This is a genomic window from Rhodobacter flavimaris (genome assembly GCF_021378075.1).
In the GTDB taxonomy this organism is placed as follows: domain Bacteria; phylum Pseudomonadota; class Alphaproteobacteria; order Rhodobacterales; family Rhodobacteraceae; genus Rhodobacter; species Rhodobacter flavimaris.
Window position 1 is genome coordinate 150215 of sequence record NZ_JAJUOS010000005.1, and the last position, 21497, is coordinate 171711.

18 protein-coding genes and 1 tRNA gene are annotated in these 21497 nt (G+C 66.8%); 12 read left to right on the forward strand and 7 right to left on the reverse strand.

The window, feature by feature from the left end:
* Positions 1-83: 83 nt before the first annotated feature.
* Positions 84-1202, forward strand: a complete 1119-nt coding sequence (locus LZA78_RS08525) for a pyridoxal phosphate-dependent aminotransferase (protein WP_233676509.1) — start codon at positions 84-86, stop codon at positions 1200-1202.
* Positions 1203-1289: 87 nt separating this feature from the next.
* Positions 1290-1679 (forward strand): CopM family metallochaperone, encoded by a 390-nt coding sequence (gene copM, locus LZA78_RS08530; RefSeq protein WP_233676510.1) that lies wholly within the window; start codon positions 1290-1292, stop codon positions 1677-1679.
* Between the two features lie 71 nt (positions 1680-1750).
* Here the strand turns inward: copM and LZA78_RS08535 are convergent, their stop codons facing one another.
* A complete protein-coding gene (locus LZA78_RS08535; RefSeq protein WP_233676511.1) occupies positions 1751-2956 on the reverse strand; it encodes a pyridoxal-phosphate-dependent aminotransferase family protein in 1206 nt (401 codons plus the stop codon).
* A gap of 250 nt (positions 2957-3206) precedes the next feature.
* Here LZA78_RS08535 and LZA78_RS08540 point away from each other — a divergent pair, with 250 nt between their 5' ends.
* From LZA78_RS08540 to LZA78_RS08550, 3 genes are all read left to right on the forward strand, one after another.
* Positions 3207-4871, forward strand: coding sequence for an ABC transporter ATP-binding protein (locus tag LZA78_RS08540; protein WP_233676589.1), 1665 nt, complete (start codon positions 3207-3209; stop codon positions 4869-4871).
* Positions 4872-4904: 33 nt separating this feature from the next.
* Positions 4905-5636 (forward strand): CAF17-like 4Fe-4S cluster assembly/insertion protein YgfZ, encoded by a 732-nt coding sequence (ygfZ, locus tag LZA78_RS08545; protein WP_233676512.1) that lies wholly within the window; start codon positions 4905-4907, stop codon positions 5634-5636.
* A 339-nt stretch (positions 5637-5975) separates the two neighbouring features.
* Positions 5976-6296: a DUF6280 family protein gene (locus LZA78_RS08550; protein ID WP_218630633.1), complete on the forward strand. Its 321-nt coding sequence runs from the start codon at positions 5976-5978 to the stop codon at positions 6294-6296.
* 69 nt (positions 6297-6365) lie between these two features.
* Here the strand turns inward: LZA78_RS08550 and LZA78_RS08555 are convergent, their stop codons facing one another.
* The 3 genes from LZA78_RS08555 to LZA78_RS08565 form a co-directional block, all read right to left on the reverse strand.
* A complete protein-coding gene (locus LZA78_RS08555; protein WP_233676513.1) occupies positions 6366-7019 on the reverse strand; it encodes a hypothetical protein in 654 nt (217 codons plus the stop codon).
* A gap of 120 nt (positions 7020-7139) precedes the next feature.
* Positions 7140-8516, reverse strand: a complete 1377-nt coding sequence (locus LZA78_RS08560; RefSeq protein WP_233676514.1) for a TolC family outer membrane protein — start codon at positions 8514-8516, stop codon at positions 7140-7142.
* Between the two features lie 117 nt (positions 8517-8633).
* Positions 8634-9284, reverse strand: coding sequence for a protein-L-isoaspartate O-methyltransferase family protein (locus LZA78_RS08565; RefSeq protein ID WP_233676515.1), 651 nt, complete (start codon positions 9282-9284; stop codon positions 8634-8636).
* A gap of 184 nt (positions 9285-9468) precedes the next feature.
* On the opposite strand from LZA78_RS08565, the gene LZA78_RS08570 reads away from it, so the two are divergent.
* Positions 9469-9542: transfer RNA gene (locus tag LZA78_RS08570), tRNA-Cys, on the forward strand.
* Between the two features lie 131 nt (positions 9543-9673).
* Here LZA78_RS08570 and chrA read toward each other — a convergent pair.
* Positions 9674-11062 carry a chromate efflux transporter gene (gene chrA / locus LZA78_RS08575; protein WP_233676516.1) on the reverse strand — a complete coding sequence of 463 codons (1389 nt, stop codon included), beginning with the start codon at positions 11060-11062 and terminating at the stop codon, positions 9674-9676.
* On the reverse strand, positions 11059-11895 hold the full coding sequence (locus LZA78_RS08580; protein ID WP_233676517.1) for a chromate resistance protein ChrB domain-containing protein: 837 nt from the start codon (positions 11893-11895) through the stop codon (positions 11059-11061). Before LZA78_RS08580 ends, chrA begins: the two co-directional genes overlap by 4 nt.
* A gap of 179 nt (positions 11896-12074) precedes the next feature.
* Here LZA78_RS08580 and LZA78_RS08585 point away from each other — a divergent pair, with 179 nt between their 5' ends.
* Genes LZA78_RS08585 through LZA78_RS08595 form a run of 3 tightly spaced genes read left to right on the forward strand, consistent with a single transcriptional unit; the run spans position 12075 to position 17360 of the window.
* Entirely contained in the window at positions 12075-12662 is a 588-nt protein-coding gene (locus LZA78_RS08585) for an ImuA family protein (RefSeq protein WP_233676518.1), read from the forward strand.
* Positions 12577-14058, forward strand: a complete 1482-nt coding sequence (locus LZA78_RS08590; protein WP_233676519.1) for a Y-family DNA polymerase — start codon at positions 12577-12579, stop codon at positions 14056-14058. The genes LZA78_RS08585 and LZA78_RS08590 overlap by 86 nt, the downstream gene beginning before the upstream one ends.
* The gene (locus LZA78_RS08595) at positions 14055-17360 is read left to right on the forward strand and encodes an error-prone DNA polymerase (protein WP_233676520.1); all 3306 of its coding nucleotides are present in this window, start codon (positions 14055-14057) and stop codon (positions 17358-17360) included. The genes LZA78_RS08590 and LZA78_RS08595 overlap by 4 nt, the downstream gene beginning before the upstream one ends.
* An 11-nt stretch (positions 17361-17371) precedes the next feature.
* On the opposite strand, the gene LZA78_RS08600 is transcribed toward LZA78_RS08595, so the two are convergent.
* Positions 17372-17923 (reverse strand): LuxR C-terminal-related transcriptional regulator, encoded by a 552-nt coding sequence (locus LZA78_RS08600; RefSeq protein WP_233676521.1) that lies wholly within the window; start codon positions 17921-17923, stop codon positions 17372-17374.
* Between the two features lie 69 nt (positions 17924-17992).
* Between LZA78_RS08600 and LZA78_RS08605 the strand changes: the two genes are divergently transcribed.
* The 3 genes from LZA78_RS08605 to LZA78_RS08615 are packed head-to-tail and all read left to right on the forward strand — an operon-like array spanning position 17993 to position 21488.
* Complete coding sequence (locus LZA78_RS08605; protein ID WP_233676522.1) at positions 17993-19162, forward strand: acetyl-CoA acetyltransferase; 1170 nt, start codon at positions 17993-17995, stop codon at positions 19160-19162.
* Positions 19159-20688 carry an AMP-binding protein gene (locus tag LZA78_RS08610; RefSeq protein ID WP_233676523.1) on the forward strand — a complete coding sequence of 510 codons (1530 nt, stop codon included), beginning with the start codon at positions 19159-19161 and terminating at the stop codon, positions 20686-20688. Before LZA78_RS08605 ends, LZA78_RS08610 begins: the two co-directional genes overlap by 4 nt.
* Positions 20685-21488, forward strand: a complete 804-nt coding sequence (locus LZA78_RS08615; RefSeq protein WP_233676524.1) for an SDR family NAD(P)-dependent oxidoreductase — start codon at positions 20685-20687, stop codon at positions 21486-21488. Before LZA78_RS08610 ends, LZA78_RS08615 begins: the two co-directional genes overlap by 4 nt.
* Positions 21489-21497: the final 9 nt, after the last annotated feature.

The window sequence follows — 21497 nt, forward strand, 5'->3', positions numbered from 1 at the left end:
GCGTGGGCGCGAGATGGGTGCGACCATTGGTGACGCAACGAAATTCCCTTGCCGGGTTTCGGCTTTGCCCGTAGCAATTTGCCATGACCGGACCTCGCTTCACCCCGCTGATCGCCTCGCTGCCCTCGACCGTGCCCTTCGTCGGCCCCGAGACGCAGGAGCGCCTGCGCGGCCGCCCCTTCGCGGCGCGGCTTGGCGCGAATGAAAACGGCTTCGGCCCCTCGCCGCGGGCGATTGCGGCCATGGCGGCGGCGGCAGGCGACGCGTGGAAATACGGCGACCCCGAGAACCACGACCTGAAAGCGGCGCTGGCCGCGCATCACGGCTGCCGCCCCGAGAATATCGTGGTGGGCGAAGGGATCGACGGGTTGCTAGGCTACCTTGTGCGGCTGGTGATCGAGCCGGGCGATACGGTGGTGACCTCGGACGGCGCCTATCCGACGTTCAACTACCATGTCGCGGGCTTTGGCGGCGTGCTGCACAAGGTGCCCTACCGCGACGACCGCGAGGACCCCGAGGCGCTGCTCGCCAAGGCCGCCGAGGTTGCGCCCAAGCTGATCTATATCGCCAATCCCGACAACCCGATGGCCTCCCACCACCCCGGCGAGGCCATTGCGCGGATGGTCGAGCGCGTGCCCGAAGGCAGCCTGCTGATCCTTGACGAGGCCTATGTCGAGCTTGCCCCCGAAGGCACCGAGGCGCCCATTGCCCCCGACGATCCGCGCGTGATCCGGATGCGCACCTTCTCGAAAGCGCATGGCATGGCGGGCGCGCGGGTGGGTTATGCCATTGGCGCGGCGCCGCTGATTGCGGCCTTCGACAAGATCCGCAACCATTTCGGCATGTGCCGGATCAGCCAGGCGGGCGCGCTTGCGGCTTTGCAGGATCGCACCTGGCAGGCCTTCATGCGCCGCCTCGTGGCTGCCTCACGCGATCGGATCGCGGAGATTGCGCGCGACAATGGCCTGACGCCCCTGCCCTCGGCCACCAATTTCGTAGCCATCGACTGCGGCGCCGACGGGGCCTTTGCCCGTGCAGTTCTAGCCGAGCTGACAGCGGCGGACATCTTCGCCCGGATGCCCGGCGTGGCACCGCTTGATCGCTGCATTCGGGTCTCATGCGGACCCGAGGCCGAGATGGCAGCCATCGCCGCCGCCCTGCCCGGCGCATTGGCCCGCGCCCGCGCGGCACAGGCGCGTTAAAGCCGATCACGCTCCCCTCTCTGCTTGGTGATTTGCGCGGAGCGCCCCGCGCAAGCACCGTCCTGCCAAAGCGTACAGGAGATGAAAATGAGCAGAATCAGTCGCGCCCGCCGTATCGCCATTCTGAGCCCGCTGGCCTTCGCGCTGGCCTTTGGTGCCTATGCGCAGGAAAGCCATACCGGGCATACGATGGAAAGCGCGGCGGCTACCGCCGACGCGGCACCCTCGACCGCGGCCTATCTCGCGGCAAATGCCAAGATGCATGCCGATATGGCCGTGCCGCTGACCGGCGATGCGGATGTGGATTTCGTGCGCTCGATGATCCCGCACCATGAGGGCGCCGTCGAGATGGCCCAGATCGTCAGCGAATACGGCGACGACCCGGAAGTGCGCAAGCTTGCGCAGGAGATCATCGCCGCGCAGGAAGCCGAGATCGCCTGGATGGTCGAGTGGCTGGAAAAGAACGGCCAGCAATAACCAGATCAAGGAAAGCCCCCGCCTCGGTGGCGGCGGGGGTTCTGGCCGCGGCGGGGTCCCGCCGCGCGCCGTTATTTCACCGTAGCGGCCAGGGCCGCCGCGGCCGCCGCGATCCCGCCCTTGCCATGCGGGATCGACAGCGCCTGAAGCCCCGTTTCCATCACCGCCAGCGCGCCGAGCGTCATATGCGCGTTCACATGGCCCATATGGGCCACGCGCAGGTAATCGCCCTCATCGGGTGCGCCCGGCTCGGACATGCCAAGACCGATGCCGAGGGTCACGCCCGCCTCGCGTTCGCACCAGGCGCGCAGCCGGTCGGCACCGCCATTACCGATACGCGCCGCCGTCACCGCATGCGAGCGCGCTGCGGGATCGACGATGTTGAGACGGAAATCGCCACCCTGCCCCCAGGCATCGAAGGCCGCCCAGACCGAGCGGGCGAGTGCCGCGTGGCGCGCCCAGACCTGCGGCAGGCCTTCTTCGTCGAGCAGCATCTTGAGCGACTCGGCCAGGCCATAAAGGTGATGGGTCGGCGCGGTGCCGGCGAAATGCAGGTAATAGGCCTCGGCGAAAATGCGCGGGTGCCAGTTCCAGTAAGGCGTCGCAAGGTCTGACCCCTTGCTGGCCGCCACCGCCTTGTCGGAGACCCAGACGAAGCCCAGACCCGGCGGCACCATTAACCCCTTCTGGCTGGCCGCAACCATCACATCGACGCCCCAGTCGTCGAAGCGGAACTCGTCACAGGCCAGCGAGGCGATGCAATCCACCGCTAGCAGTGCGGGATGCCCAACCGCGTCGATCGCCGCACGCATCGCGGCAATATCGTTGCGCAGGCTCGAGGCGGTATCGACATGGGTCACCAGCACCGCCTTGATGCGCCGCTCGGTATCGGCGCGCAGCGCAGCCTCCAGCCGGGCGGGGTCGGCGGGCGTGCGGCGGCCAAAGTCGATCATCTCGACCTCCACCCCCATGCCGCGCGCATGTTCCGCCCAGGAGATGCCAAAGCGCCCGGTGGCCAGCAACAGCGCCTTATCGCCCTTCGAGAACATGTTGGCGATCGCGGCCTCCCAGGCGCCATGGCCGTTCGACATGTAGATCGCTACATGCGAGCTGCTCAGCGCCACGCGGCGCAGGTCGGCCAGCACGGTCGCGGTAAGGTCCACGATCTCGCCCTCGTAGATATTCGGCGCGGCGCGGTGCATGGCGCGCAGCACGCGGTCGGGCATCGTCGAGGGACCGGGGATGGCCAGGTAGGGGCGGCCGTGGGCGAGGCTCATGTGGGGTCTCCGTGGGCTGATGGACCAAGCGGTAAAGAACGGCGCGGGCGCGGTCAACGCCCGGCAGCGGGCAGCGGCCTTGCGCGGCTTGCTTGCCCGCGGGGGCAGTTTCGCGCTAGACCGCGTGAAACGCGCGCCTTTCGCGCCCTCAAACGACAGGCTTGCCTTGGCCAAGAGCACCGACCCCTATTCCTCGCGCGCCCTCTTTGCCCGGCTGTGGACAGGCTACCTGCGCCGCCACTGGCCCAAGATGGCGCTGGCGCTGCTGCTGATGATCGTCGAAGGCTCGACCCTCGGCGCGCTCAGCTGGATGCTGGAGCCCCTGTTCGACCGCGTCTTCGTCGCCGGTCAGGCCAACCTGATCTGGTGGGTGGGCGGCGCGATCATGGGTCTGTTCGTCGTGCGCGCAGTCACCTCGGTCGCCTCGCGCACCTTGATGTCGAGCATCGCCCTTGGCACCTCGACCGAGATGCAGACCGACCTCTTGCGGCATATCCTGACGCTCGACCAGCGGTTCTTCCAGCACAACCCGCCCGGCGCGCTGATCGAGCGTGTGCAGGGCGATACCACCGCCGTGCAGGGCGTGTGGTCGGTCTTCATCACCGGAGCGGGGCGGGATGCCATTGCGCTGCTGTCGCTCTTTGGCGTGGCGGTCTCGATCGACCCGGTCTGGACCCTGGCCGCGCTGATCGGCGCGCCGCTTCTGGTGTTGCCCACGGTGATGGCGCAGCGCTACATTCGTCGCAAGACCGGCCAGATGCGGCACAATTCGGGGCTGCGCGCGACGCGGCTCGACGAGGTCTTCCACGGCATCAACGCGGTCAAGCTGAACCGGATGGAAGACTACCAGGCCGGCCGGTTCGAGCGCCTTGTTGCCATCATCCGCCGCGCACAGGTCAAGATGGCGGCGTCGCAATCGCTGATCCCGGCGCTGGTCGATATCATCACGGGCTTTGGCTTCTTCGCCGTTCTGGTGCTTGGCGGGCGCCAGATCATCGCCGGTGAGCGCACCGTGGGCGAGTTCATGTCCTTCTTCACCGCGATGGCGCTGGCCTTCCAGCCGATGCGCCGTCTCGGTGGCCTTGCGGGCACCTGGCAGGCGGCGGCGGCTAGCCTTGAGCGGCTTTACCGGCTGTTCGACACGCCGCCCTCGATCACCAGCCCCGCCGAACCCGCCGCCCTGCCCCAGACAACCGAGATCCGACTTGAAGATCTGCGCATGGCCTATGACAGCACGCCCGTTCTGCGCGGGCTGAGCTTTACCGCCGAGGCAGGCAAGACCACGGCTTTAGTCGGCCCCTCGGGTGCGGGCAAAAGCACGGTCTTTGCGCTGCTCACCCGGCTGATCGACCCCGATGAGGGGCGCATCACCATTGGCGACGTCGATATCCGCACGCTCGATCTGGCGGCGCTGCGCGGGATGTTCTCGACCGTGGCGCAAGAGGCCGCGCTGTTCGATGAGACGATCCGTGAAAACATCCTGCTAGGCCGCACCGACGTGCCCGACGACCGTCTGCAAGAGGCGCTGAACGCCGCCTATGTGACCGAGTTCACCTCGGCCCTGCCCGCGGGCATCGACACCCCCGCCGGGCCGCGCGGCTCGGCGCTGTCGGGCGGGCAGCGCCAGCGCGTGGCCATCGCCCGCGCTGTGCTGCGCAACGCGCCGATCCTGCTTCTGGACGAGGCGACCTCGGCGCTCGACACCGCATCCGAGGCGAAAGTCTCGCAAGCGCTCGACGGGCTGGCGCAGGGGCGCACGACGCTGGTCATCGCGCACAGGCTCTCGACCGTGCGCACCGCCGACAAGATCGTGGTCATCGTGGCGGGCCAGGTCGTCGAGGAAGGCACGCATGACGAGCTGCTCGCCAAAGGCGGCACCTATGCGGGCCTGTGCCGGATGCAACTGGTCGAGTAAGACGCGCCCCCTATATCGGGGGTAGGAGGCACCATGGGCGAACGCGCGATCTACGAGATTACCGGCAATGACCGGGAACATTTCCTGCAAGGGCTGGTCAGCAATGACATCCGCCAGCTGGCTCAGGGGCCGGTCTATGCTGCGCTGCTGACGCCGCAGGGCAAGTATCTGGCCGATTTCCTGCTAGTGCCGAGGGGCGAGACGATCCTTCTCGATATCGACGCGACAATTGCCGAGGCAACGGTGCGCCGTCTTTCGATGTACAAGCTGCGCGCGGATGTGCAGATCGCTCGCTCGGCGCGCAAGGTATTTCACGGCACTGGGCCCGCGCCCGACGGCGCTGTGGAAGACCCGCGACATCCCGCCTTAGGCTGGCGGCTTTACGGCGAGCGCGCGGGCGATGACGGCACCGATTTCGATGCGATCCGCGTCGCCCATTGCATCCCCGAGACCGGGATCGAACTGACCCCCGAGACCTATATCCTTGAGGCCGGGTTCGAGCGCCTGCACGGCGTCGATTTCCGCAAGGGTTGCTACGTTGGTCAGGAAGTCACCGCGCGGATGAAGCACAAGACCGAGCTGCGCAAGGGCCTTGCATCCGTGCGCATCGAGGGTGCCGCGCCCGTGGGCACCGAGATCACTGCCGATGGGCGCGTGGTCGGCACGCTTTTCACCCAATCGGGTGGCCACGCCATCGCCCATCTGCGCCTCGACCGCGCGGACGGAGAAATGCTGGCCGACGCCGCCCGGATCTGGCGCGAGTAGGCCTAGCCACGGCGCCGTTAGCGTTCACGAATGCGTTAGCCATGCACCCAAAGCATGGATCGACAAGTTCACACCTTTGAGCGCCTTGGGTGGCGGCCTCCTCTGCGCCGCAGCGTCATACGACCTTCAGATACCTTTTTTCATTGAAGAAAAGCTTGATCGGTTTGGCTGGGTGCATATATATGGCCGGTCGCCGAAAGCGGACTCGACTAAATACGGTAACCACCATGCAAAAAATGCATGGCAGCCATACCTTAGGGGCTGTATCGAATCGGGACCCATCCGCCCTAGATGACCCGCACGCCAGGAAACGTAAGAGCAATAACAAAGGACGAAATAATGCGCGATTTCGTTGACGGCTCCGCATTCAACTACGAGCAAGGCCAACGCGCCCGCAAACTCTTCGCGGCCGTGGTGCTGGCGGCGCTCGACGATGCGATTGCCGATGACAAGAAATACGGGAATGGCCCCGAGCAGATCGCCCGGTGGGCGCGTTCGCGCGACGGTCGGGAAGTGCTGTCCTGCGCCGGGATCGACCCGAACGAGCGCGTGGTGAAGGGCCTGATGGAATTCGTCGCAAAGGGCGTGCGCACTTCGGTCGCGCTGTCGCGCGAGGAAAGCGAACGCCGCATGGCCGCGGACGAGGCGGAAGCCGCCTGAGTCACAAGACCTCCCCAAATGCAAAAGGCGCGCCCGGCTGGCGCGCCTTTTGCATTTAAGTGGATAGCGTTATTCGAAGTCGCGGCTGACCAGGACGCGCTGGATCTCGCGCCGGACAAGCTTGCGGACATTGCGCGTGATGCGCTCGCCGAGCGCGCCCTGCAATTCCTGCCGGATAATCTCGGTCACCAGATCGCGCAACGCGTCTTCGTCAATCGAGCTGGCAATCGCCATTTCGTCGGCAAACAGGCTGTCGGACTGGTCCTCGTCGAAGGGCGGCTCAGGCGCCACGTCCCCCGCCACCAGCTCGGCCAGCTCGTCGCCATCGGCCTCGAAGGGATCACCCTCTTCGGGCTCGAACTCGCCCCCGTTTTCGGCAACTGCGGCCTGCATCTGCGCGAGGCTGCTTTCCAGGCGGCTGAGTTCTTCGCCCAGATCCTCGGGCACGACCAGCGGCGTCTCGAGCACCAGCGGCGCTTCCGGTGCAGGCGCGATCCGCTGCGCGGGCGTCAGGAGAAGCAGATCAACATCACCCGCCGCGTCGGAGGCAGCCTCGACCTCGGGCGCTGCTTCGGCAACCGGCTCCGGCGCGGGTTCGGGCACGGGAACCGGTCGCACCACGGCCTTGACCGGCGCAGCAGCCGAATTGTCCTGCGACAGCAAGCGGCGGATGGACGACAGCACGTCCTCAATCTCGATTTGCTTTCCGGGTTCAGACATCATGCCTCAATCCTGCGATCGCTTCGCGTTTCTGTCCAGCCCCCAAGCGGGTGAAAATCGCATATTTGCGCAAGGATCCGCGCGCCCGCACTAAATGCGGGCGGCAGGAGCGAGCGACCTTCCTCAGTTCTTGCCGATAGCCTGCAGCACGCGATCAAGGCTCTTGCCTTGCGTGCTGGTATACGGCGCGTTGCGCACCGCGTTGTAATAGGCCGCCGGATCATAGGTCGGGATTCCAAGCTTGAGGTCTTCCACAGTCAGAAGACCCATAGCCGACAAAAGTTGATAATAGGCTACCTGCAACTGGGCCTCGGCATCGATCCGCGAGGCGCGGGCGTCGAGCAGATCCTGCTCGGCATCCAGCACATCAAGCGTGGTGCGCGCGCCCAGGGTCGCCTCTTCCTTGACGCCGTCATAGGCGATCGAGGCGGCCTGGATCTGTTCGTCATAGGCGCGCATCTGGGCACGATAGACGTCGATCTGCGCCCAGGCCTGGGCCACGCCCTGCGCCAGCTCCACACCGGTCTGCGAAAGGGTGGCACGCGCCTTGTCACGGCTGGCAAGGGCCTGACGATGTGCCGCCGGAAGCGCGCCGCCGGAATAGAGCGTCTGGCTCAGCGCGATGCCCGCGCTTTCGGTGGCATAGCCACCTTCGGCATAGTTGTAGGACAGCGAACCCGTCACCTTCGGCATCCGCTCGGCCGCAGCTGCCGAGACGCCCAGTTCCGCCATTGTCACGTTGTGCTGGACCTGCTTGACCGCCGGGTGGTTGCGCTGCGCGATCGAGGTCGCTTCACCAACCGACTTGGGCAACTGAGGCGCATTCGGCAGAGCAGCAATCGAGCCGGGATAATGGCCGATCGCGGCCTTGTAGGACTCGCGCGCGACTTCGTAGCTTCCGCGAGCCGCCGCCAGCGACGCACGCGCCGCTGCCAGCTGCGCCTCGGCTTGCGAAACGTCGGTCTTGGTGACCTCTCCAACTTCGAAACGATCCTGCGCGGCCTTCAGTTCCTCGCCGATCACACGCACCGAATTCTCGTTGATCGCGACCTGCTCGGCGCTGCTCTTGACGCTGGTATAGGCCGAGATCGCCGACAGCAGCACGCTCTGCTCGACCGAGCGCAGCGCCTCGCGCGTTGCCAGAACAGCCTCTTTCTTGATGTCGAGCGCCAGCTGATGGCGGCCGAAATCGAAGAGGGTCATCTGCGCGGCCAGCGTCATCGAACCGGTCACACGGTCAGCGGTCGGCTTGAGATCGGCTTTAGAGTAACCGTAATCCGCAGACCATTGCAGCACCGGGCGCAGCGCGGCGACGGCCCCCGCGACGTCCTCATCCGCGGCGCGCAGTGCGGCGCGGTTCTGCTCCAGCAGGTTGGAGTTGCGATAGGCCGAGACCAGCGCGTCCGACAACGTCTCGGCACGGGCCGCCAGGGGCTGCATCATCATGCCAAACGTTGCTGCTGCCGCGAGCACGATGGGTTTCAGAGTCTTGCGCGTCATGCCTCGGTCCTCGTTTTTCGGGTCATGGCCCCGGCGTCACCGCCAAGGGAAATCGGGCCGCAATTGCGGCCCATTCTTCAATTCACATCCACCGACCGGGCCGCCGAAGCGCGCCGGTCAGAGCATAAAGCTCTTGCTCGCCTTGAAGCCCGGCAGAAGCGGGGCCGAGGCGTTGAACGCGTAGCGCCAGGTCACATCGCCATCAATCTTGTGGCCGATGCGAACGGTGCCGAGCGCGCCTTCGATGAACAATGCGGCAATACGACCACCTTCCTTGAGCTGGTCGAGAATCGCTTGCGGCACGGCTTCGACCGCGCCCTCGATGATAATCACGTCATAGGGGCCGTGCTTGGCCGAGCCCGCAGCCAGATCGCCAGCGACCACAGCGGCGTTGTCGGCCCCGGCCTGCGCCAGCGTGGCCTCAGCCTGCGGCGCCAGATCACCCTCTTCCAGAGCGACGACAGCCTCGGCCATCCGGGCGATCACGGCCGCCGAATACCCCAGCCCGCAGCCGATATCGAGCACCAGGTCAGAGGGCTGAATATCCAATGCATCCAACATCTTGGCGAAGTTGCGCGGCTCCAGCAGCACGCGGCCCGGCGCGATCTCGACATTCTCGCCGACATAGGCGGCCTCGCGGCGCGCGGCGGGCACGAACTCTTCGCGCGGGACGTTCAGCATGGCGTCGATGATCGGGAATTTCGTCACGTCATTGGGACGAACCTGGGTGTCCACCATCATCGTGCGGCGCGCGGCGAAATCTTGCATGTCTGAACTCTTCGGTTTGGGCGTCCTTTGTGCGGTTTTGCCATATAAGATTCGAGTGGGCAACATGCCGCAGCACTGGCCATGTGGCTGTTGCGCACAAGTTTCACGTCGGCGGGGCATTGCGGCACAATCTGCCCCTTGCGCGGCGCTGCGCATTCCATTAGTTCAGACCCACCTCAAGGCTGGCGGGTTGGCGGAGAGGTTACGCAGCGGATTGCAAATCCGTGAAGACCGGTTCGATTCCGGTACCCGCCTCCACTACTTAGCCGAAATCGCGGGTCCCGGTTTACAGTCTGGTTTACAGACCGGTCGCGGTTTTCGGTTTCGAATGGCCGTGAAACTCAATGAGTCTGGAGCCTAAACCGTTTCCAAAACTGTGGCCCCCGCGATCAAACGCTTAAACCGGCCAAATGCAGCGCGATGCCAGCCAGCGCCGCTCCGCCCAGCACCGTCGCCATCCCGAGCTTCAGTCGGAACACGGCGACAAGCGCAAGCGCAGCCAGCGCCGCCGCCGCCCAGTCGATCGACGCCATCACCGGCAGTTCAAGCGAGACGGGGCCAGCCTGCAGGCGCATGACCTCGCGCCAAATCACATGCATTGCAAACCAGATCGCGAGATTCAGGATCACGCCGACCACGGCGGCGGTCACGGCAGTCAGTGCGGCGGACAGGTTGGCGTTCTTGCGCAGCCGCTCCATCCAGGGTGCGCCGAGGAATATCCACGCAAAGCAGGGTGCAAAGGTCACCCAAGTCGCCAAGAGCCCGCCCAGGGTTCCCGCCAGCAGCGGCATCGCCCAGCCCGCCTCGCGGAAGGCCCCCATGAAGCCCACGAATTGCAGAACCATTATGAGGGGGCCCGGCGTTGTCTCAGCCATGCCCAACCCGTCGAGCATCTCGCCGGGCGCAAGCCAGCCGTAGTGGCCCACCGCCTCTTGCGCGACCCAGGCCAGCACCGCATAGGCGCCGCCGAAGGTCAGCACGGCGAGTTTGGAAAAGAAGGCCGCGATCTCGGCGAAGACGCTGCCGGGCGCGATCAGCCACAGCACCGCCACCGGCCCAAGCCAAAGCGCCAGCGCGCCAAGCCCGGCTGTGAAGGCGCCTCGGGTTGCGGCAGTGCTGGTCTCGATATGCTCCTCGCCGAGCAAGGTCTGTGCGTCGGCCACATGGGTCTTGCCGACCGCTCCATGGCCTCCGCCCGGCTGGAAAGCGGCAAGGCCCGCCCTTGCCCCCGCCCAGCCGATCAGCGCAGCCGCCAGAACGATGGCCGGGAACGGCGCGCCGAACAGGAAGATCGCGCCGAACGAAGCCGCGGCGATCCCCTGCATCGCGCGGTTCTTCAGCGCGCGCTTGCCGACCCGCACCACCGCCTGCACGACAATGGCCAGCACCGCCGCCTTCAGCCCGAAGAACAGCCCCGAAACCAGCCCCACCTCGCCGAAGACCGCATAGACCCACGACAGCGCCATGATCGCGACCACACCCGGCGCGATGAACAAAAGCCCCGCCACCAACGCCCCACGCACGCCATGCATCAGCCAGCCGATATAGGTGGCCAGTTGTTGCGCCTCGGGGCCGGGCAGGAGCATGCAGAAGTTGAGCGCATGCAAGAACCGGTCATCGCCGAGCCAGCGTTTCTCCTCGACCAAGATGCGGTGCATCACGGCGATCTGGCCTGCCGGCCCGCCAAAGGAAAGCGCCGCGATACGTGCCCACACCTTGGTCGCCTCGGCAAGACTGGGGTAATCCGGGGGTGCGGCGATATAGGACTGTTCGGTCATGCGGCGCCTCCGGGCCGGTTGGTCGGCCAGTTATGGGTTTCCCCGGTGGCGTCCCGGCACCAGCGGTAGAAGGCGTCATAAAGTGCCATACCCGCCTCCAGCTGCTCAAGATCGTCGGAATACATCCGCGACAGGCCGAGCGAGGCCGCCAGCAGCCCCGGCGCCTCGGGCGCCAGATCGGGCCGAGCCGTATCCGCACCCCGAACGATCACCGCAAGCCGGTCGAGCGCGGGCAATTTCAGCCCGAACTCGGCCAGCATCACGTCGAAGGTGCACAGATCACCACGATGGCTCCAGAAGGTGTCCTCGACATCGAAAGCCATGCCACCGAAAAGCGCGGCAACGCCTGCCACCTCGGCGGGCGCGACATAAAGAAAGACCGCGCGCGGGTCGATGAAGCGGCGGATGAGCCAGGGGCAGGCGATGCGGTCCACCTTGGGGCGGGATCGGGTGACCCAGACGCTGCGCCCCTCGGCATCGCGCGCGGTGATCTTGCCCGGATCGATCAGGGGCAGCCCCGCATCACGCCAGGCCGCATAACCGCCCTCGAGATACTCTGCCGCAATGCCCTGACTGCGCAGCAGGGCTGCAAGTCCCTGGCTGCGACTATGCCCCTCGGCACAGGCCACAACCACCGGGCCTTGCAGCGTTGCGATCAGGGGTGCGAGCCGCTCTGGCGCCATCTCGACCTCGGGGATCGCGCGGGCACCGGGCAGAACCAGCGCGTCTTCGGCACGCAGCGCGTCGCGCCGAGTGTCGAGGATGATGGGGCAGCGGGGCGTGCCGATCAGCTTGGCGAGCTTGTCGGGCGTGATGGCGTCGGGCGCAGGCATATGCGTTCCTCCCAAGGGTGCGGGTTGATGTGGAACGCGAGCTTCGGCTATCGCCTCGTGGGGAGATCGCGGATCCCCATAGGCCAAGCGTCGCCCGTGCCGACGGCATTGTCAATCCGGGAGCAGAACGCAGGTCATGGGGCCGCTTGAAATCGCTAGTCATCGCGGTAGTCTTTGGCATGTCTTCTGCTTCGCCCCCCTTCCTTCCCCTGCGCGCAGGCCGCGTGCATGAGGCCTGCGGCCCCGCCGCCACGGGCTTTGCCGCGATTGCCGCGGCCATGACGGGCAAACCCGTGCTTTGGGTGCGCGAGGCCTGGCAGGCGGACAATCTGCACCCGGTGGGCTTTCTGTCCTTCATGGATCCGTCGGATCTTTTGCTGACCCGCACGGCAAGCCAGACCGACAGCCTTGCGGTGGCCGAAGAGGCGCTGAAGGATGGCGCGCTGCCCTTTGTCGTGATCGAGATCACCCGCCCGCTGAATCTGCGCGAAGGGCGGCGGCTGCAACTGGCGGCGCAGGCGGGGGGCACGACCGGGCTTTGCCTGATCCCCGAGGGCATGGGCTCGAACGCGGCGGAAACGCGCTGGCACGCCGCGCCGGTCTTCGATCCGCAAGACGAAGACTCGACTCTGATGCGGTGGGAAATTATCAAGAACAAAGCAGGAACATTTGGGGCCTGGCATGTTCGATGGAATCGGGAAACGCGTCGTTTGCATGTGGTTTCCCCGGTTGGCCTCCGACCGGGTTCTGCGAACACGCCCGATTGAGGCGCCCTTTGCGCTGACGCTGCGGCAAAGCAATACCGAGCGTATCCACTGCCTCAACGCCCGCGCCGAGGCACTGGGCCTGCACCGCGCCATGAGCCTGGCCGATGCCCGCGCCTTCTGCCCCGACCTGGTCAGCCGCCCCGCCGAACCCGGGCGCGATGCGCGTTTCCTGCTGGCATTGGGGCGTTGGGCGCGGCGCTATTGCCCCTGGGTCGGGCGCGAAGGGGCGGACGGGCTGGTGCTGGACGTGACCGGCTCGGCCCATCTGTGGGGCGGCGAAGAGGCCATGCTGGAGGACATGCGGGCGCGCCTCGCGCGGGCCGGGCTGGAGCTGCGGCTGGGGCTGGCCGATACGCGCGGCGCGGCCTGGGCGCTGGCGCATTTCGGCGCGGGCATCGCCCCGGCGGGTCAGACGCGGCGCGCGCTCGCCCAGCTGCCGGTCGCGGCGCTGCGGCTGGACGAGGCGATCTGCACCGGCCTGCAACGGCTTGGCCTGCGCACCATTGCGGATCTGTGCACCACCCCGCGCGCGCCCCTTGCGCGTCGCTTCGGCCCGGCGCTTCTGGCGCGGCTCGATCAGGCCCTGGGCGATGTGGCCGAGGCGATCTCACCCGAGGCCGACCCACCGCATTTCGGCCTGCGCCTGACCTTCCCCGACCCGATCGGCCTTGTGTCGGACGTGATGGCCGCGACCGCCCGGCTGCTTGAGCCGCTCTGCGCCCGGCTCAAGGCCCAAGGGGTGGGCGCGCGCCGGCTGGAACTGACCCTGCGCCGTGTCGATCAGGGTAGCCAGCAGGTCGAGCTGCGCCTGGCCGCGGCAATGCGCGATGCCGCGCGCATCCTGCCGCTGTTCGAACGCGGCGTGGCCGAGGTGGACGCGGGTTTCGGCATCGACCAGATCCGGCTGGAGGCAACGCTTGTCGAGCCGCTGCCCGTCGAACAGATCGGCGCGATGCAGGTGCAGGGTGCCCCCGACCGGCTGGCCGACCTGATCACCCGGATCGGCACCCGCATCGGGCTGGAGAACGTGCAACGCTTCCTGCCCGCCGACAGCCACATCCCCGAGCGCAGCTTCCTGATCGCCCCGGCAGCCTACAGCAGCCCCGAGGGCGGCTGGTGCAGCCCCCGCCCCCGCCCGCTGCGCCTGTTCCCGCCCGAGGCCATCGCAGGCTCGGGTCCGCAGCCGCCCGAGCGGTTCCGCTGGCGCCGCATGTCATTCGCCACCGCGCGCGCCACCGGGCCAGAGCGCATCGCCCCGGAATGGTGGCTTGAGGACGAAAACTGGCGCTCGGGCATGCGCGATTACTGGCGGGTCGAGACCCGGCAGGGCCGCCGCCTGTGGCTGTTCTACACGCCGCAAGACCCCGGCTGGTTCGTGCAGGGGGAATTCGCATGAGCTACGCCGAGCTTTGCGTCACCTCGAACTTCACCTTTCTGACCGGGGCCTCGCACCCCGAGGAACTGGTGTTGCGCGCCGCCGAACTGGGGCTTGAGGCGATCGCCATCACCGACCGCAACTCGCTGGCGGGGGTGGTGCGGGCCTATAGCGCGCTGCGGGCGCTGGAGAAAGAACGGGCGGCGCTGCGCATCCGCTCTGCCCACCGGATCGATCCCTGCTCGCGCCAGGAGGTCGGGCAACCGCAGGATCTGGCCTGCCCCGAGGACGTGCGCCTGCCCCGGCTGATCGTCGGCGCGCGGCTGGTGCTGCGCGATTGCCCGGTCGAGTGGATCGCCCTGCCCACCGACCGCGACGCCTATCACCGGCTGTCCCGGCTGCTGACACTGGGCAAGCGCCGCGCCGAAAAGGCCGAATGCCACCTTGATCTGGCAGACCTGGCCGAGGGATGTCAGGGGATGATCCTGATCGCCCTGCCGCCACCCGATCTGGGCGCGGCCCGCGCGCCGCTCCGGCACTTGGGCCGACGGTATCCCGGCCATGTCTTCCTGGGGGCCGCGCCGCGCTATGACGGCTCGGATCAGGCTTGGCTCGACGCCTGCGCCGCGCTGGCGCTGCGGGCCTCGGCGCCGATGGTGGCGGTGGGCGACGTGCTGATGCATCGCGCCGCGCGGCGCCAGCTGGCCGATGTGCTGACCTGCCTGCGCGAGGGCATCACCATCGACATGATCGGCACCCGCGCCCTGCCCAATGCCGAGCGCCGCCTGAAGGGCCTGCCTGACATGGCGCGGCTTTATCGCAACCACCCGGCCGCCGTGCGGCGCACGCTGGAAATCGCCGCGCGGTGCAGCTTCGATCTGTCCGAACTCAGCTACGAATACCCCGACGAGATCGCGGATGGCGAAACTCCGCAGGTGCGGCTGATCCGGCTGGCACAGGAGGGGCTGCGCCGCCGCTATCCCGACGGCCCCTCCGAGCGCGTCCAGACCCTGATGGCGAAGGAGGTGGGCCTGGTGGGCGAGTTGGGCTACGCCGCCTATTTCCTGACCGTGCATGACATCGTCTCCGAGGCCCGTGCGCGCGGCATCCTGTGTCAGGGGCGCGGCTCGGCCGCCAATTCGATCCTGTGCTACCTGCTCGGCATCACCGATGTCTCGCCCGACATGATCGGCATGGTGTTCGAGCGTTTCATCTCGCGCCATCGCGGCGAGCCGCCCGATATCGACGTCGATTTCGAGCATGAGCGCCGCGAGGAGGTGATCCAGTGGATCTATGAGAAATACGGGCGCCACCGCGCGGGGCTTTGCGCCACGGTGATCCATTTCCGCTCGCGCGCAGCGATCCGCGAGGTGGGCAAGGTCATGGGGCTCAGCCTCGATGTGACCGCCGCGCTGTCGGGCCAGATCTGGGGCATGTCGAACGGCGGCGCCGACCCCGAGCGCATCCGCGAGCTGGGGCTGGACCCGCGCGACCGGCGCCTTGCCCAGACCATCCGCCTGATCGGCGAAATCATCGGCTTTCCGCGCCATCTCAGCCAGCATGTCGGCGGGTTCATCATCACCCGCGGCAGGCTTGATGAGCTGTGCCCGATCGAGAATGCCGCGATGGAGGGCCGCACCGTCATCGAATGGGACAAGGACGATATCGACGCGCTTGGCATTCTCAAGGTCGATATCCTCTCGCTCGGGATGCTTAGCTGCATCCGCAAGTCGCTGGATCTGCTGCGCGCGCATGAGGGCGTAGACCACACGCTTGCCACCATCCCGCAAGAGGATGCGGCCACCTACCGGATGCTGCAAAGGGCCGATGCCGTGGGGGTGTTTCAGGTCGAAAGTCGGGCGCAGATGAACTTCCTGCCGCGGATGAAACCCGCGACCTTCTACGATCTGGTAATCGAGGTGGCCATCGTGCGCCCCGGCCCGATCCAGGGCGGCATGGTCAAACCCTATATCCGCCGCCGGCAGGGGCTGGAGCGCCCCGAACCCTTCGGCCCGGCGTTGGAGCAGGTGACCGCCAAGACGCTGGGGGTGCCGCTGTTTCAGGAACAGGCGATGCAGATCGCCGTGGTCGGCGCGGGCTATTCCGCCGAAGAGGCCGACCAGCTGCGCCGCTCGCTGGCCTCGTTCCGGCGCATGGGCACCATCGGCCAGCACCGCGAGCGGTTCATCCGCGGGATGCTGCGCAACGGCTACAGCCAGGAAATCGCCGAGCAGTGCTTTTCCCAGATCGAGGGTTTCGCCGATTACGGCTTTCCCGAAAGCCACGCGGCAGCCTTTGCCATGCTGACCTATGTGTCGTCCTGGCTGAAATGCCATCACCCGGCGATCTTCGCCTGCGCGCTGCTGAACTCGCAGCCGATGGGCTTCTACGCCCCCGCCCAGATCGTGCGCGATGCGCGCGAGCACGGGGTTGAGCTGCGCCCGGTCTGCGTGAACAGCAGCACCTGGGACAACCGGCTGGAACGCCGCGCCGACGGCGCGCTGGCGCTGCGGCTGGGGTTTCGCCAAATCAAGGGCTTTCGCGAAGAGGATGCGGGTTGGATCGTGGCGGCGCGGGGCAACGGCTATCCCGACCCTGAAAGCCTCTGGCTGCGGGCGGGCATTCAGCCCCCCACGCTGGAACGCCTGGCCGAGGCGGATGCCTTCGCGGGCATGGGGCTTGGGCGGCGCGACGCGCTTTGGCAGGTGCGGGCGATCCGCGCGCCCCGGCCGCTGCCGCTGTTCTCGGACCCGCTCGACGGCGAGGGGCTGCGCGAGCCCACAGTCAGCCTGCCCGCCATGCATCTGGGCGAGGAGGTGGTCGAGGATTACCTCGCCATGCGCCTGACGCTGCGCGCCCATCCAATGGAGCTGTTGCGCCCCGCCATTCCCGGCCTGACGCCGCATGACCGCCTGCCCACGGCGCCGCTCAAGCGCACCACCGTCTGCGGTCTTGTCATCACCCGGCAGCGGCCGGGGACGGCCTCGGGCGTGATCTTCCTGACGCTTGAGGATGAAACCGGCGTGTCCAATATCGTCGTCTGGCCCAAGGTCTATGAACGCTATCGCCGCGTCGTGATGGGCGGGCGGCTTCTGCGCGTGACCGGGCGGCTGGAGCGCGAGGGCATCGTCGTGCATCTGATCGCCGATCAGATCGAGGATCTGTCGCACCGGCTGTCGGAACTGGGCCACCCGATGGATGAGGTGATCGGCATCACCCAGCCCCAGGCCGACGACGCCCCGCGCCCGCCGCGCTACCCCGCCCGCGCAAGACACCCGCGCGAGCAGGCCAAACGGCTGTTCCCCAGCCGCGATTTTCACTGACGGCTTGGCGGTTACTGCGGCAGGCCGGTAATCCGGGCGATGACTTCCGCAGTGTTGCGCGCGTCGAGCTTTTCTTGCAGGCGCGCGCGATGCGCCTCGACCGTGCGGTGCGAGATATCAAGAAGCCGCGCAATTTCCTTGCTGGTCAGCCCCTCGGCGATATGCATCGCGATCTGCCGTTCGCGCAGGGTAAGATTGACGATCGGGCGCAGGCCGGAAATGTCGGCAAAGCTCCAGACTGCGCGCTCGAACGGGTTTTCGGGTGTCAGAGACTGCCCGCGCACCCGGCACCAGAAATGCTCGCCCGAGCGGCGCTTCATGATCCGCTCATCGACGTAGAAATTCTCGCGCCGCATCCGTTCCAGACCGATCACGCCGATCCGGTCGAATTCCTCATGGCTGGGATACAGGATCGACAGCGACTGGCCCTCCAGCGCCGTGCGCGCATAGCCGAAGACCTTGCACATCTGGGCATTGGCACGAACCACGACACGGCGATGCGTCAGCACAAGCCCGATCGGCGCAAAGTTGAAGGCGCTCAGGGCCTCGTCATCCTCGGTCATAGCGTAGTTCCACGAATAGAGCGGCATCGCGCACAAGCTTATTACGGGACGCGAGAGGGAGGAACGAAAATGGATGCCACAATCGTCGGCTGGGGCCACACCCGGTTTGGGCGGCTCGAAGGAGAGACGCTGGAAAGCCTGATCGTGCAGGCCGCGCAAGAGGCCCTAGGCGATGCCGGTATCCCGGCAAGCGCCGTGGACGGGATCTGGCTGGGCAATTTCAACGCGGGCCTCGTGCCCGACGGCTTCGCCGCCTCGCTTGCGTTGCAGGCAGATGACGCACTGCGCTTCAAGCCCGCCACCCGCTGCGAGAATGCCTGCGCGAGCGGCTCGACCGCGATCTACGCCGCGCGCAATGCCATCCGCGCGGGCGAGGCGCGCGTGGCGCTGGTGATCGGCGCCGAAAAGATGACCCACCTTCCCACGGCGGGCGTCGCCGAGGCGCTGAGCCACGCAAGCTATGCCGCCGAAGAGGCGGGAGCGACCTTCCCCGAGATCTTCGGCCGGTTTGCCTCGGCCTATTTCCAGAAATGGGGCGACCAGTCCGCGGCCCTCGCGCGGATCGCCGCCAAGAACCATGTGAACGCGCTGGCCAATCCGCTGGCGCAGATGCGCAAGGATGTCGGCTTTGAGTTTTGCAACACGGTTTCGGAAAAGAACCCGCTGATCGCCGGGCCGCTGCGGCTGACCGATTGCTCGCTTGTGTCGGACGGGGCGGCGGCGCTCGTGCTGGTGGCCGATGACATGCTGGATGATTTTCGCCGCGCCGTAGGCTTTCGCGCCGCGGTTCAGGTGAACGATTTCCTGCCGATGTCGCGGCGCGACATCACCGCCTTCGAAGGCCCGGCGCAGGCCTTTGCCCGCGCCTATGAGGCCGCGGGCATCACAGTGAACGATCTGGATTTCGCCGAGGTGCATGACTGTTTCACCATCGCCGAACTCCTTGTCTACGAGGCGATGGGGCTGGCGCGGCCCGGTCAGGGGGCGCGTGCCATCGACGACGGCACCGTGCTTCGCGGAGGGGCACTGCCAGTGAACCTGTCGGGCGGGCTCAAGGCCAAGGGGCACCCGGTTGGGGCGACGGGTGTTTCAATGCATGTCATCGCGGCGCGCCAACTGGTGGGCGAGGCCGAGCAGATGCAACAGCCCGGCGCGCAGCTTGGATGCGTCTTCAACATGGGGGGCTCGGGCGTGGCGAATTACTGCTCGATCCTCGAAGCGCGAAAGATCGGCCGATGAACCCCGCAGAATGGCTCAACCGCACCGTCGATGTCTTCCTCGACCGGCCCGCGCTGCTTCTGGGCAATACCGTGGTCGCGAATTATGGCGCGCTGGCCGCGCGCGTGGCATCGCTGGCCGGGTGGCTCGCCCGATCCGGCATCACGCCGGGCGACCGCGTGGCGGTCTTCGCAAAGAACTGCCCGGAATACCTGATCGCGCTTTATGGGATCTGGCATCTTGGTGCTGTCGCCGTGCCGATCAATGCCAAGCTGCACCCGCGCGAAGCCGCATGGATCATCGGCGATGCCGAGGCGCGGCTGTGCTTCGTCTCGTCCGACATGGCCGAAGATCTGGCCGAAGCGCTGAACGGCGCATCTTGCGCGCTTCAGCCGATTGCAGACCTGCCGCCGGTTTCGGACCTGCCTCGGACGGCACCGCACCCGACCCTGCCAAACGATGTGATCTGGCTCTTCTACACATCGGGCACGACCGGTCGCCCCAAGGGCGTGATGCTGACCGCGCTGAACCTTACGCTGATGACGCTGAGCTACCTTGCCGATGTGGATGACGTCGCCCCCGAAGATGCCATCCTTTACGCGGCGCCGATGTCGCATGGCGCGGGGCTTTACAACTTCGTCCATATCATGCGCGGCGCGCGCCATGTGGTTCCGCTCTCGGCCGGGTTCGACGCGCAGGAGGTGCTGGAGCTAAGCGCGGAAGTGGGGCCGATCTCGATGTTCGCCGCGCCAACGATGGTGCGTCGTCTGGTCGATGCTGCCCGCGAGAGCGGCGGGTTCGAGGGCATCAAGACGGTGATCTACGGCGGCGGGCCGATGTATCTGGCCGATATCGTCGAGGCGGTCGAAGTCATGGGCCCGCGCTTCGTGCAGATTTATGGCCAGGGCGAATGCCCGATGGCGATCACCTCGCTGACCCGCGCCGAGGTCGCCGACCGCAGCGCGCCGAACTGGAAGGCACGGCTCGGCTCGGTCGGGCGGGCGCAAAGCTGCGTGCGGCTGCGAATCCTGCGTGCCGACGGCACAGAGGCCGACACGGGCGAGGTGGGCGAAGTCGCGGTGCAGGGCACGCTGGTGATGGCGGGCTACTGGACGGGCCATTCGAACGGCGCCGAAAGCACTGCGAAGGCCATTCGCGACGGCTGGCTGATGACCGGGGACATGGGCGCGCTTGATGCCGACGGGTATCTCACGCTGCATGATCGCTCCAAGGATGTGATCATTTCGGGCGGCACGAACATCTACCCGCGCGAGGTCGAGGAGGTCTTGCTGACCCACCCCGACGTGCACGAGGTCTCCGTCGTCGGTCGCCCCGATCCCGAATGGGGCGAAGACGTCGTGGCCTTCGTCGTGTTCCGGCCCGACGCCGCTGTCCCCGAGGCCGAGCTTGACGCCCTGTGCCTGGCCAATATCGCCCGCTTCAAGCGCCCGAAAAGCTATTACGTCGTGCCCGAACTGCCCAAGAACAACTACGGCAAGGTGCTCAAGAACGCATTGCGCGACCAACTCAAGGAGATGACGAAATGACGGATCTGGCTGGGAAATGCGCCCTCGTGACGGGCTCGGTTCAGGGCATCGGGCTTGAGATCGCGCGCGCCCTTGCATCCGCAGGGGCCGCCATCGCGGTGCACGGGCTTGCCGATGCCGCGCAGGCCGAGGCCGCCTGCGCCGCGCTGATCGATGCCGGTGCCCCCGAGGCCCGGTTCTTCGGTCACGACCTATCGGACCCGAACGCCGCAGGCAGGCTGGTGCAGGAGGCGGCGGCATGGCGCCCGATCGACATTCTGGTCAACAACGCCGGGATCCAGCACACCGCCTCGATCGCGGATATGCCGATGGAGACCTTCCAGCGTATCCTGTCGATCAACCTCACCGCCGCTTTCGCCACCATGCAGGCCGCCCTGCCGGGCATGGCCGCGCGGGGCTATGGCCGGGTGATCAACATTGCCTCGGTGCATGGACTGGTGGCCTCGGTGAACAAGGCGCCCTATGTCGCCTCGAAATTCGGGCTGGTCGGAATGTCGCGCGTCGCCGCGCTGGAATATGCCGCCGCAGGCAGCCGCGAAAGCGGCGGGGTGACGGTGAACTGCATCTGTCCCGGCTGGACCGAAACTGCGATCATCGAGCCGCAAATCGCCGCCCGCGCAGCATTGCACGGCGGCGACCGCTCGGCGGGAGTGGCCGATCTGCTGGCGGAAAAACAGCCCTCGCGCCGCACCTCGGTCGCGGCGGAAATCGGTGCGTTGGCGCTTTGGCTGTGCAATCCGATCGCGCATAACCTGACCGGCGCGTCGATCCCCGTTGACGGAGGCTGGACCGCGCAGTGACGCAAGGCC

Coding starts and splice junctions, on each gene's coding strand:
- LZA78_RS08525 (WP_233676509.1), top strand. CDS start 84: ATGACCGGACCTCGCTTCACCCCGCTGATCGCCTCGCTGCCCTCGACC.
- copM (WP_233676510.1), top strand. CDS start 1,290: ATGAGCAGAATCAGTCGCGCCCGCCGTATCGCCATTCTGAGCCCGCTG.
- LZA78_RS08535 (WP_233676511.1), bottom strand. CDS start 2,956: ATGAGCCTCGCCCACGGCCGCCCCTACCTGGCCATCCCCGGTCCCTCG.
- LZA78_RS08540 (WP_233676589.1), top strand. CDS start 3,207: ATGGCGCTGGCGCTGCTGCTGATGATCGTCGAAGGCTCGACCCTCGGC.
- ygfZ (WP_233676512.1), top strand. CDS start 4,905: ATGGGCGAACGCGCGATCTACGAGATTACCGGCAATGACCGGGAACAT.
- LZA78_RS08550 (WP_218630633.1), top strand. CDS start 5,976: ATGCGCGATTTCGTTGACGGCTCCGCATTCAACTACGAGCAAGGCCAA.
- LZA78_RS08555 (WP_233676513.1), bottom strand. CDS start 7,019: ATGATGTCTGAACCCGGAAAGCAAATCGAGATTGAGGACGTGCTGTCG.
- LZA78_RS08560 (WP_233676514.1), bottom strand. CDS start 8,516: ATGACGCGCAAGACTCTGAAACCCATCGTGCTCGCGGCAGCAGCAACG.
- LZA78_RS08565 (WP_233676515.1), bottom strand. CDS start 9,284: ATGCAAGATTTCGCCGCGCGCCGCACGATGATGGTGGACACCCAGGTT.
- chrA (WP_233676516.1), bottom strand. CDS start 11,062: ATGACCGAACAGTCCTATATCGCCGCACCCCCGGATTACCCCAGTCTT.
- LZA78_RS08580 (WP_233676517.1), bottom strand. CDS start 11,895: ATGCCTGCGCCCGACGCCATCACGCCCGACAAGCTCGCCAAGCTGATC.
- LZA78_RS08585 (WP_233676518.1), top strand. CDS start 12,075: ATGTCTTCTGCTTCGCCCCCCTTCCTTCCCCTGCGCGCAGGCCGCGTG.
- LZA78_RS08590 (WP_233676519.1), top strand. CDS start 12,577: ATGTTCGATGGAATCGGGAAACGCGTCGTTTGCATGTGGTTTCCCCGG.
- LZA78_RS08595 (WP_233676520.1), top strand. CDS start 14,055: ATGAGCTACGCCGAGCTTTGCGTCACCTCGAACTTCACCTTTCTGACC.
- LZA78_RS08600 (WP_233676521.1), bottom strand. CDS start 17,923: ATGACCGAGGATGACGAGGCCCTGAGCGCCTTCAACTTTGCGCCGATC.
- LZA78_RS08605 (WP_233676522.1), top strand. CDS start 17,993: ATGGATGCCACAATCGTCGGCTGGGGCCACACCCGGTTTGGGCGGCTC.
- LZA78_RS08610 (WP_233676523.1), top strand. CDS start 19,159: ATGAACCCCGCAGAATGGCTCAACCGCACCGTCGATGTCTTCCTCGAC.
- LZA78_RS08615 (WP_233676524.1), top strand. CDS start 20,685: ATGACGGATCTGGCTGGGAAATGCGCCCTCGTGACGGGCTCGGTTCAG.